The sequence below is a fragment of the Roseateles sp. genome (assembly GCF_031397715.1).
Taxonomy (GTDB): Bacteria; Pseudomonadota; Gammaproteobacteria; order Burkholderiales; family Burkholderiaceae_C; genus Paucibacter_A.
In genome coordinates this window covers 1-10,576 of sequence record NZ_JANNMI010000231.1, presented here as the reverse complement: position 1 = coordinate 10,576, position 10,576 = coordinate 1, and the positions used below count along the sequence as shown (strand labels likewise).

The window sequence follows — 10,576 nt, the reverse complement described above, 5'->3', positions numbered from 1 at the left end:
GACCCGAGCATGGTTGTGAATGCCGGCGTGGCGCAAGGCCTCGTTGAGCGATTTGTAGGAGTCGCTGAGGTCGGTGTACTTGCCGCACATCGCCACGCAGACATCCTTGACCGGGTTCATCACCTCATGCACCAGCTTGTCCCAGCGCCGCAAATCGGCCGACTTGGTGTTCAGTTGCAGCTTGGTGCAGATCATTTGATCCAGACCCTGCTCGTGCAACATGCGCGGCACCTTGTAGATGGTGTCAACGTCCCACATCGAGATCACGCCGTACTCGGGCACATTGGTGAAGAGCGAAATCTTCTCGCGCTCATCGTCCGGGATACGGCGGTCGGCGCGGCAGATCAGCGCGTCGGGCTGGATGCCGATCTCGCGCATCTTCTGCACCGTGTGCTGGGTCGGCTTGGTCTTGAGCTCACCGGCGGCGGCGATCCAGGGCACATAGGACAGATGCACAAAGGCGACCTGGTTCGGGCCGGCCTTCATGCTCATCTGGCGCGCCGCTTCGAGGAAGGGCAGCGATTCGATGTCGCCGACGGTGCCGCCGATCTCGACAATCGCCACATCCACCGCATCAGCGGTGCCGACGCCGGCACCCCGGCGCACAAAGTCTTGGATTTCGTTGGTGATGTGCGGGATCACCTGCACGGTCTTGCCGAGGTAGTCGCCGCGGCGTTCCTTCTCCAGCACCGACATATAAATCTGCCCGGTGGTGAAGTTGTTGGCCTTCTTCATGCGCGTGGTGATGAAGCGCTCGTAATGGCCCAGGTCCAGATCGGTTTCGGCACCATCTTCGGTGACAAAAACCTCACCATGTTGGAACGGAGACATCGTGCCCGGATCCACATTGATATAGGGATCGAGCTTGATCAGGGTGACCTTGAGGCCGCGTGATTCGAGGATGGCAGCCAGTGAAGCCGATGCGATGCCCTTGCCGAGTGAGGACACCACACCGCCCGTGACGTAGACGTATTTGGTCATGTCGTGCAGCGTCTTTTCAAAAACGCTGTGGTGGTAAAACGCGATTATAGAGGGGCGAAATCGCCGCTCTTGCTATCGAGTGGCATCGCATCCAGCATTTGCAGCACCAGGGCGGCGGTCTCAATCGGCCGCTCGAACGGGAATAGGTGCGAGCCCGGCATCCAGGCGAAATGCTTTTTGGCCAGCGCCTTGGACGCCGCCGAGCCGGCCATGCGCAACTCCTCGGACTCGGCGCCGGCCACAAAGCCGACCGGGCATTGCGGCGGGTGGCGGGCAATCAAGCGACCGAGGTGATGGGGCAAGGTGTTGTAGATGCGGGTCTCTTGCTCGCGGCTGAAGCGCATGCGGGTCAGCCCATCACCGCCATCCTCGAAGCCGCTCTCGACATAGTCCGCCAGGACTCTGGGATCCCAGCGTGCGAACTTATCTTTGGCCGCGAAGTGGCTGAGCACCGCTGGCCGACTCGGCCATTCATGCCGGCGCTGGCTTGAAATCCGCCCCGGTGAGACGCGCGCAATCAGCCGCGTCGCCTTGGCCAGTTGCAGGCTGTGCGCCCGCCAGCCGGCCACCAGCGGTGCGTCTAACAAGACCAGGCCCTGAACCAGATCGGGCCGCCGGCTGCTGACCAGCAAGCTCAACAAGCCGCCGAGCGAATGGCCGATCAGCACCACCGGGCCAGGGCTTGCCATCTGTGGCCGCACTTCGCGCTCGATGAAGTGGATCAGCTGATTGCGCAGATGCGGCCAGTTGCTGGTGACCGGGTAGGCCGGGTCATGGCCGATGATGGGCAGCGCATGGACGCGCCAGCCGGCGTTGCGCCAGGCCTCGAACAGCAGGCGGTAGCAGCCAGCGCCGAAGCCGTTGGCATGCGAGAAGACGATGGTCTTGCTCATGGATTCAAAGAGCTGCTCTGCTTAGGTTCTTCAACTGATAAACCAGGGCCAGCGCTTCACGCGGGCTCAAGGTGTCGGGGTCGACATCATCGAGCGCTTGCCGCAAGGCGCTTGTCTCTTCAGCGACTGCCGGCACCGAAGTGGCCGGCGGCGGCGCGAACAGATCGATCTGCGCGCGGCCCTCGCCGGCCTTGGCCTCCAGCGCCTCCAGCGTGGCACGTGCCTGGCGCACCAGGCTGGCCGGCATGCCCGCCAGCCGCGCCACCTGCACGCCGTAGCTGCGGCTGGCCGGGCCGGGCTGGATCTCGTGCAGAAAGACTATTGCGTCGCCGCTCTCGACCGCGCCCACATGGCAGTTGATTGCCTCGCGGTGCTTGGCCGGGAATTCGGTCAGCTCAAAATAGTGGGTAGCAAACAAGGTGAACGAGCGGCTCTTGTCGTGCAGATGGCTGGCGATCGCGCCGGCCAGGGCCAGGCCGTCAAAGGTCGAGGTGCCGCGCCCGATCTCGTCCATCAAGACCAGCGACTGATCGGTGGCGCTGTGCATAATCGCCGCGCCTTCGGTCATTTCCAGCATGAAGGTGGACTGCGCGTTAGCGAGATCGTCGGCCGCGCCGATGCGGGTGTGGATCGCGTCCATGGGACCTAGTCGGCAGGCGTCGGCCGGCACATAGGAGCCGATCGCCGCGAGCAGGGCGATCAGGGCGACCTGGCGCATGAACGTGCTCTTGCCGCCCATATTCGGGCCGGTGATCATCAGCATGCGGGTGCGGGCGTCGAGGTGGCAATCATTGGCCATGAACTCGCCGGCGCCCGTTTCGCGCAGGCGCGATTCGACGACGGGGTGGCGGCCGGCCGTGATGTCAATGGCGGGTTGATTGACGAACTCCGGCCGGCACCAACGCAGCGTCGCCGCACGCTCAGTCAAGGCGGCCAAGGCGTCAAGACTGGCCAGCGCGCGGCCCAGGCGTGTCAGCGGCTGGAGCTCGTCGATCAGCTGGTCCAGCACCAGCTCGAACAATAATTTCTCGCGCGACAGCGCACGCTCCTGCGCCGACAAGGCCTTGTCCTCGAAGGCCTTCAGCTCGGGCGTGATGTAGCGCTCGGCGTTTTTCAGCGTCTGGCGGCGCTGGTAGTCGGCCGGCACCTTATCGACCTGGCCCTGCGTGACCTCGATGAAAAAGCCGTGCACGCGGTTGAACTGCACGCGCAGATTGGGAATGCCGGTGCGCGCCCGTTCGCGTGTTTCCATATCGATCAGAAAGGCGTCGCAATTGCTGGAAATAGCGCGCAGCTCATCCAGCTCGGCATCGAAGCCATCGGCAATCACGCCGCCGTCGCGTACCAGCACGGCCGGCTCCTGGTGAAGAGCGCGGCGCAGCAGCTCCTCGATATGCGGGGAGGCCAGGAGACCAGCGGCGAGCTCGTCCAGCAGGGCGCTGCCGGCGGGCAGGGTGCGGCGCAAATCGGGCAAGACCTGCAAGGTCGCGCGCAGGCCGGTCAGCTCACGCGGCCGCACCTGACGCAGGGCGATGCGCGCCGCAATCCGCTCGACGTCCGAGACCTGGCGCAGCGCCTCGCGCAAGGGCTCGGGTGAACTTTCCAGCATGGCAGCAATCGCGGCGTGCCGCGCCAGCGCCTCGGCCCGCTCGCGCTTGGGGTGCAAGAGCCATTGACGCAGCGCCCGGCTGCCCATGCCGGTGCGGCAGCTATCCAGTAGCGACAGCAGGGTCGGTGCCGTCTCACCGCGCAAGGTCACCGTTAGCTCCAAATTGCGCTGGGTGGCAGGCGGTAAGTCCAGCAGCTCGCCGCTGCGCTGCACTTGCAAGCTCTTCACATGGGCGAGTGCGCGGCCCTGGGTGTGTTCGGCATAACTGAGCAAAGCAGCGGCCGCCGCGTGTGCCGCGACTAGCTGCTGGGCGTTGAAACCGGCCAGGCTGGCCACGGCCAGCTGCTCACACAGCTTGCGCGCGCCCAAAGCGCTGTCGAACTGCCAGCTCGGCCGGTTGGTGATCGGTACATGGGCGGCCAGCACGGCGGCCGGCTGCTTTTCGCGGTCGATCAGCACCTCGGCCGGGCTCAGGCGCGCCAGCCAGGAGGGCAGCTCCTTGTCCGTGCATTCGGCCAGTCCCAACTGGCCCTGCGTCATCGACAGCCAAGCCAGGCCGTAAGTCTTGCCCTGCGCCACCACGGCCAGCAAGACCGAGTCTTGCTTGTCGGCCAGCAGCTCGCTGTCGGTGACGGTGCCCGGCGTGACCACGCGCACCACCTTGCGCTCGACCGGGCCTTTGCTTGTCGCCACATCGCCGACCTGCTCGGCAATCGCCACCGCCTCTCCCAGCTTGATCAGCTTGGCCAGATAACTCTCCAAAGCATTGACCGGAATCCCCGCCATCACCACCGGCTGACCGGCGCTCATGCCGCGCGTGGTCAGGGTGATGTCGAGCAGCGCATTGGCCTTGCGGGCGTCGTCGAAGAAGACCTCGTAGAAGTCGCCCATGCGGAAGAACACCAGCTCATCGGGGTGCTCAGCCTTGATGCGAAGGTATTGCGCCATCACCGGCGTGTGGGCGGAGAAATCCTGAACTTGGCTCATTGGCTTTGTTTACAGCAATTGAAAAAGCCCTCGGCTGAGGGCTTTGGAAGGACCGTGCTTGGATCGAAGTTTAGTCGGCTTGCGCGTCGTCCGACTTGCGGATGCGCACGCTGGCACGCTTCTTGGGTTCAATTGCGGCAGCCAGTGCAGCCGCCGGGCTTGTGGAGTCGCTGGCGTCCGCACCAGCTTGCGCCTCTTCCTCTACCTTGATCACCCGCGTGTACGGCGCCAGGATGGTCACCAACTGGCCATAGATCTTCGGGTTGCCGGCCACCACTTCACGCTGGTGCAGGAAATCGGATTCGCCGGTGAAGTTGCCGACCAGACCACCGGCCTCGGTGATGATCAGCGAGCCGGCCGCCACATCCCAGGGCTGCAAGCCGGTCTCGAAGAAGGCGTCGTAATAGCCGGCCGCCACATAGCAGAGGTCCAGGGCTGCGGCACCGGGGCGGCGCAGGCCGGCGCATTCGACCATCACCTCTTCGAACATCTTCATATAGCGCTTGAAGTTGTCGCCACGGCGGAACGGGAAGCCGGTGCCGATCAAGGCGTCGCTCATGCGGGTGCGCTTGGACACGCGCAAGCGGCGGTCGTTCATGAAGGCGCCGCGGCCCTTGGTGGCATAGAACAAATCGTTGCGGGTCGGGTCATAGACAACGGCCTGCTGAATCACGCCGCGATGCGCCAGCGCAATCGACACGCAGTACATGGGCAGGCCGTGGATGAAGTTGGTGGTGCCGTCGAGCGGGTCGATGATCCAGACGAACTCGGAGGTCTTGTTGCCATGCTCGCGGCCCGATTCTTCGGCCAGGATGCCGTGGTCGGGGTAGGCGCCGAGCAGGGTCTCGATGATGATGTTTTCAGCAGCTTGGTCCACCTCGGTCACGAAGTCATTGGGTGCCTTCGTGTTGATCTTCAGGATGTCGAGGTCCATGGAGGCGCGGTTGATGATGGCACCGGCCGAGCGCGCCGCCTTGATGGCGACATTGAGCATGGGATGGAGTGAGGATTGCTGCGTCATGCGAAGGGGTACCTTGACTGAAGAGGTGGACTGGCGGAAAAAAAGAGCGGCTTCTTGTCCAGTTGTGCGGCTGCGTGAGCCGGACTAAGGATAATCCCGTATTTTAGCCGAGCGCGGCCCATTCCTCCAAATGGGCTGCCGGCCTGACCCGAGCGCAGCCCGTAGATATGACACGATTTGTCCTGATTCAAACCAGCCACCCCGGCAATGTTGGCTCCGCCGCGCGCGCCATGAAGGTGATGGGTTTTTCGGAGCTGGTGCTGGTGCGGCCACGCTACGCCGACGTGCTGACCCAACAGGCCGCCATCTCCTTGGCCAGCAGCGCCAACGACATTCTGGAGAACGCCCGCATCGTTGACACGCTGGAAGAAGCGTTGGACGGCGTCACTTTCGCCTGCGCGACAGCGATGACGCCGCGCGACTTCGGCCCGCCGGTGCGCGAGCCGCGCTCGCTGTTTGCCGAGCTGGCGGCCCCCGAGGGTCAACAGCACAAACTCGGCCTGGTGTTTGGCTGCGAGCGCTTCGGCATGAGCAATGACGACGTCTACCGCTGCCACGCCGTGCTGTCGATTCCCACCCATCCCGACTACGGTTCGCTCAATCTCGGCCAGGCGGTGCAGTTGTTGGCCTATGACTGGCGCCAGGCGCTCGGCGGTTTTGCGGTGGCCGCCCGCACACCCGACCCAAAGTTGGCCGATGTCCAGGCGGTGCGGGGCATGCTGGATCATCTGCAGGCTTCGCTGGAGGCCATCGGCTATCTGGACCCCTTGGTGCCGAGGAAGCTGATGCCCAGGCTGACTCAATTGTTCAACCGCGTCCAGCTGAGTTTGGACGAGGTGCATATCTTTCGCGGCATCGCGCGGGCGATGGTGGAGCCAGCACGCCCAAAGGCCAGGCCTGGCAGCGAAGATTGAAGTGCGCCGCTAAACTGGCCGGCCTCACTTGCTTTTGACTCATCAGCCACCCCCATGTTCCAACGCCTGCGCGAAGACATTGCCTGCATCCTTGAACGCGACCCCGCCGCCCGCTCGGCGTTGGAGGTGCTGACCTGCTATCCGGGCCTGCATGCCTTGATCCTGCACAGGCGCGCGCATTGGTGCTGGCAGCATGGCTTCAAATGGTTGGGCCGTTTCATCTCGCACCTGACGCGCTTTTTCACCGGCATCGAGATCCACCCCGGTGCGCGCATCTCGCGCAAGGTCTTCATCGACCACGGCATGGGCATCGTGATCGGCGAGATGGCCGAGATCGGCGAAGGCTGCACCATTTACCAGGGCGTCACCCTGGGTGGCACCGCCTTGGTCAAGGGCGCCAAGCGCCACCCGACGCTGGAGGCCGGCGTCATTGTCGGTGCCAATGCCTGCGTGCTGGGCGGCTTCACCGTCGGCGCCGGCGCCCGCATTGGCTCGGGCGCGGTGGTGACCAAACCGGTGCCGGCCGGCGCGACGGCCGTGGGCAACCCGGCGCGTGTCATCGAAGCCAAGATCGAAGCGAAAAGTGAAGCGAAGTCTGCGGCGACCGAGCGCTTTTCGGCTTACGGCGTGAGTTTGGGTGACGACCCGGTCGCGCAGGCGATGCGCGGTTTGATCGACAACGCAGCCGGCCATGATCACCAAATCACCCTGCTCTGGCAGGCGGTCTGCAAGCTGTCTGCGGCCACTAACTCCAAGGTCGGTGACTGTGTGCCGCAAGACGCGCAGCAGGACGAGGCCTTCGACGCCGCTGGTTTGACCCGTTTGGTCAAATAACCGGATTGCTTCGAGCGGGGCGTTGCGCGGACTTGGGCCTGAAAGCCCGCACGATTTCGTCGCGCGTTTCCAGGTAGGGGCCGCCGATCAGGTCGATGCAATAGGGCACGGCGGCAAATATGCCGTCCACCAATTGCTTGCCGTCGGCATCTTTCAGGCCGGCCAAGGTCTCGGCGATCGCCTTGGGCTGGCCCGGCAGATTGATGACCAGAGCCTTAGCCCGAATCACCGCGACCTGGCGAGACAAAATCGCGGTGGGCACAAAGCGCAGCGAAATCTGCCGCATCTGCTCACCGAAGCCGGGCATTTCCTTGTCGGCCACATCTAGCGTCGCCTCGGGCGTCACATCGCGCAGCGCCGGGCCGGTGCCGCCGGTGGTCAGTACCAAATTGCAGTTAGCGTTGTCGACCAGATCACGCAGCGTCTGCGCGATCAAGGCGCGCTCATCCGGAATCAAGCGCGCCTCGAACTCGATAGCGTTGTGCAGCGCGCTGCTCAACCACGCCTGCAGGGCCGGCAGGCCCTTGTCTTCGTAGACGCCGCTGGAAGCACGGTCGCTGATCGAGACGATGCCTATGCGCACCGGCTCTGGACTGTCATTCGTCAGCATCGTCGCCGTCGCCGTCATGGGCCGGCTCAGCCTTGGGCGCTACCCGCAACTCCTCGGTTTTGATGAACTGGAATAGATCGCGAAAAGCCCGTCCCGAGCGCTTTTCGGGTTCTAGTACGGCGTCTTTGCGGGCCGCGCGCACGAGGCTGCGCAACTGCTGCACATCGATGCCCTCGTGTTCCTGAATGAAGTCCTGCATGGCCGCATCATCGGCCAGTAAGCGTTCGCGCCAGCGCTCGCTCAGGTGTAGCGCCAAACTGTCTTTGGCGAAACCGAGCTTGAAGTCGGCCACCGCTTGGCGCAGCGGCTCGGGGTCGACCCGGCGCATCAGCTTGCCGATGTATTGCATCTGCCGCCGCAAACCCTCGTGGGCGGTGATCTTCTTGGCGTCTTTCAGCGCGTCGGCCAGAATCTCGGGCAGATTCAGCGGCGCGATGCGGCTGGCCGGCAGGGTCATCAACTCCTTGCCCAGCACTTGCAGATCGGTCATCTCGCGTTTGAGCTGGCTTTTGCTAGGGCCGTCAAAGTCATCGTCGCCGGCATTTGTTTCTTCTTGTGTTCGCATGGTGGTTCTTGGGCAATGTTCGACGGGTGTTCTGGGCTTGACCGAAAAAAGCGGTTTATTGCAGCGCAGTGGTGAGCGGCTTGGCGCACAGCTTGCGCGCGCCGCTCGTATGATTGTCCCTTAGTTCTCCAAATTATCTTCGGCAGGCCGCCCGTCTGCCGGCAGCGTGACTTCAATTCTCAGACCTAATTCGCCACACCCATCCATGTCAAAGCACTCGAAGACTTCCACTCATCCAACCGCTTCGTATGGCACGCATGAGTCCGTCAGCGGCTTCGCCTACCGGGGTGAGCAGTTCCAGCAGTTGATCGAGGACGTGTTGGCCGAGGCCAAGCAGCTGGGCGCGTCGGACGCCGGTGCCGAGGTCTCCGAGGGTTGCGGTCTGTCGGTCTCGACCCGCATGGGTGAGATCGAAAACGTCGAGCGCAATCGCGACAAATCGCTCGGCATTTCGGTCTATGTGGGCCAGCGTCGCGGCAACGCCAGCACCTCGGACTTCTCGCGCAAGGCCCTGCAAGATACCGTGCGCGCCGCTTTTGATATCGCTCGCTTCACCGCCGAGGACCCGGTTGCCGGCCTGCCCGATGTTGAAGACTTGTCGCTCGACGCCGCGGCTCGGCCCGAGCTTGATCTGTTCCACCCCTGGTCCATCGACGCGCAGGGTGCGGCCGAAATGGCGCTGCGTTGCGAGGCCGCTGCCTTTGCCACCGACAAGCGCATCACGAATAGCGAGGGCGCGGCGGTATCAGCGCAGCAGTCGCATTTCTATATGGGCAATAGCCGCGGTTTCCGGGGCGGCTACGCGAGTTCGCGGCATTCAATTTCGGTGGCACCGATCGCCGGCCGCGGCGCGCAGATGCAGCGTGACTCTTGGTATAGCTCGATGCGCAGCGCCGCCGACTTGGCCACACCCGAGAGCATCGGCCGCTACGCCGCCGAGCGCGCGCTGTCACGGCTGAAGTCGCGCCGTGTCGCCACCGCCGAGGTGCCGGTCTTGTTCGAGAGCACGGCCGCGGCCGGCTTGCTGGGCGCGGTTGTGCAGGCCACCAGCGGCGGCGCGCTGTACCGGCGCGCCAGCTTTTTGCTCGACAGCCTGGGCAAGCCCGTGCTGGCCTCGCACATCGATATCTATGAGAACCCGCATGAGATCAAGGGCAAGGGCAGCGCGCCTTTCGATGATGAGGGCGTCACGACCCGGCCGCGCAGCGTGGTCGAGGCCGGTGTGTTGCAGGGTTATTTCCTGTCCACCTATTCGGCTCGCAAGCTTGGGATGCGCACCACCGGTCACGCTGGCGGCTCGCACAATCTGCAGATGAGCAGCCGCTTGACGGCGCCCGGCGATGATCTCAAAACCATGCTCAAGCGCCTGGGCCGCGGTCTGTTCGTGACCGAGCTGATGGGGCAGGGTGTCAACTATGTCAACGGCGACTACTCGCGCGGCGCCAGCGGTTACTGGGTCGAGGACGGCGAGATCGCTTTCCCCGTGCACGAGATCACCATCGCCGGCAATCTGAGCGAGATGTTTCAAAACATCATCGGCATCGGCTGCGATCGCTACACCATGGGTGGCAAGACGATAGGTTCGGTGCTGATCTCGCGGATGAAGTTGGCGGGCAGCTAAGGCCTCTTTTAAGCGGCTTTTCAGTTTGCCGTAAGCCGGCAATGAGTTTGGCGCCAACATCCCAAAATGAGACTGTATTTGCACGGGTTTGCCCCGGTAAGCACCGGTTTTGTGCCCCCTAGAATTGGCCAGCATTTTCATGCAAATCCAAAACTAGGAGTCACAAGATGGAGCGTAGATCCTTTGTTCGCCAGGCTGGCATGGCCGGTGTGCTGGCCGCCGGCTTTGCACCCGCTGTCGTGCATGCTCAGGCGACCATTCGCTGGCGTCTGGCATCGAGTTTTCCAAAATCCTTAGACACCATTTTTGGCGCTGCCGATATGTTCGCCAAGAAGGTTGGGGAGATGACCGGTGGCAAGTTCCAAATTTCGACCCATGCTGGCGGCGAACTGATGCCCGCTTTTGGTGTGGTCGATGCGGTCAAGGACGGCACGGTGGAAATGGCCCACACGGCGCCCTATTACTTCCACGGCAAGGACGAGACCTTCGCGATTGGCTGTGCAATCCCGTTCGGCCTGAATAGCCGCCAGATGACGGCGTG

At 63.5% G+C, this 10,576-nt stretch carries 10 protein-coding genes; 4 read left to right on the top strand and 6 right to left on the bottom strand.

Annotated elements, in window-relative coordinates:
• From RMO57_RS09935 to RMO57_RS09920, 4 genes are all read right to left on the bottom strand, one after another.
• On the bottom strand, window positions 1-981 hold a 981-nt coding region (locus RMO57_RS09935; RefSeq protein ID WP_310386186.1), incomplete at its 3' end, for a CTP synthase.
• A 44-nt stretch (window positions 982-1,025) separates the two neighbouring features.
• On the bottom strand, window positions 1,026-1,874 hold the full coding sequence (locus RMO57_RS09930; RefSeq protein WP_310386184.1) for an alpha/beta hydrolase: 849 nt from the start codon (window positions 1,872-1,874) through the stop codon (window positions 1,026-1,028).
• Between the two features lie 4 nt (window positions 1,875-1,878).
• Window positions 1,879-4,470, bottom strand: a complete 2,592-nt coding sequence (gene mutS / locus RMO57_RS09925; RefSeq protein WP_310386181.1) for a DNA mismatch repair protein MutS — start codon at window positions 4,468-4,470, stop codon at window positions 1,879-1,881.
• A gap of 70 nt (window positions 4,471-4,540) precedes the next feature.
• Window positions 4,541-5,491: an inositol monophosphatase family protein gene (locus tag RMO57_RS09920; RefSeq protein WP_310386178.1), complete on the bottom strand. Its 951-nt coding sequence runs from the start codon at window positions 5,489-5,491 to the stop codon at window positions 4,541-4,543.
• A gap of 167 nt (window positions 5,492-5,658) precedes the next feature.
• Here RMO57_RS09920 and RMO57_RS09915 point away from each other — a divergent pair, with 167 nt between their 5' ends.
• Both RMO57_RS09915 and cysE read left to right on the top strand, forming a co-directional pair.
• Complete coding sequence (locus RMO57_RS09915; RefSeq protein WP_310386176.1) at window positions 5,659-6,405, top strand: RNA methyltransferase; 747 nt, start codon at window positions 5,659-5,661, stop codon at window positions 6,403-6,405.
• 54 nt (window positions 6,406-6,459) lie between these two features.
• Window positions 6,460-7,239, top strand: a complete 780-nt coding sequence (cysE, locus tag RMO57_RS09910; protein WP_310386174.1) for a serine O-acetyltransferase — start codon at window positions 6,460-6,462, stop codon at window positions 7,237-7,239.
• Here the strand turns inward: cysE and mog are convergent.
• Both mog and yjgA read right to left on the bottom strand, forming a co-directional pair.
• A complete protein-coding gene (gene mog, locus RMO57_RS09905; protein ID WP_310386172.1) occupies window positions 7,232-7,849 on the bottom strand; it encodes a molybdopterin adenylyltransferase in 618 nt (205 codons plus the stop codon). The two genes, cysE and mog, sit on opposite strands and share 8 nt — an antisense overlap.
• A complete protein-coding gene (gene yjgA / locus RMO57_RS09900; RefSeq protein WP_310386170.1) occupies window positions 7,836-8,414 on the bottom strand; it encodes a ribosome biogenesis factor YjgA in 579 nt (192 codons plus the stop codon). Before yjgA ends, mog begins: the two co-directional genes overlap by 14 nt.
• Before the next feature lie 205 nt (window positions 8,415-8,619).
• Between yjgA and pmbA the strand changes: the two genes are divergently transcribed.
• Window positions 8,620-10,035: a metalloprotease PmbA gene (gene pmbA, locus RMO57_RS09895; protein WP_310386168.1), complete on the top strand. Its 1,416-nt coding sequence runs from the start codon at window positions 8,620-8,622 to the stop codon at window positions 10,033-10,035.
• A 167-nt stretch (window positions 10,036-10,202) separates the two neighbouring features.
• The coding region (locus RMO57_RS09890) for a twin-arginine translocation signal domain-containing protein (RefSeq protein WP_310386166.1) at window positions 10,203-10,576 on the top strand (374 nt) is incomplete at its 3' end.

Coding starts and splice junctions, on each gene's coding strand:
- mutS (WP_310386181.1), bottom strand. CDS start 4,470: ATGAGCCAAGTTCAGGATTTCTCCGCCCACACGCCGGTGATGGCGCAA.
- RMO57_RS09920 (WP_310386178.1), bottom strand. CDS start 5,491: ATGACGCAGCAATCCTCACTCCATCCCATGCTCAATGTCGCCATCAAG.
- pmbA (WP_310386168.1), top strand. CDS start 8,620: ATGTCAAAGCACTCGAAGACTTCCACTCATCCAACCGCTTCGTATGGC.
- RMO57_RS09930 (WP_310386184.1), bottom strand. CDS start 1,874: ATGAGCAAGACCATCGTCTTCTCGCATGCCAACGGCTTCGGCGCTGGC.
- mog (WP_310386172.1), bottom strand. CDS start 7,849: ATGCTGACGAATGACAGTCCAGAGCCGGTGCGCATAGGCATCGTCTCG.
- cysE (WP_310386174.1), top strand. CDS start 6,460: ATGTTCCAACGCCTGCGCGAAGACATTGCCTGCATCCTTGAACGCGAC.
- RMO57_RS09915 (WP_310386176.1), top strand. CDS start 5,659: ATGACACGATTTGTCCTGATTCAAACCAGCCACCCCGGCAATGTTGGC.
- yjgA (WP_310386170.1), bottom strand. CDS start 8,414: ATGCGAACACAAGAAGAAACAAATGCCGGCGACGATGACTTTGACGGC.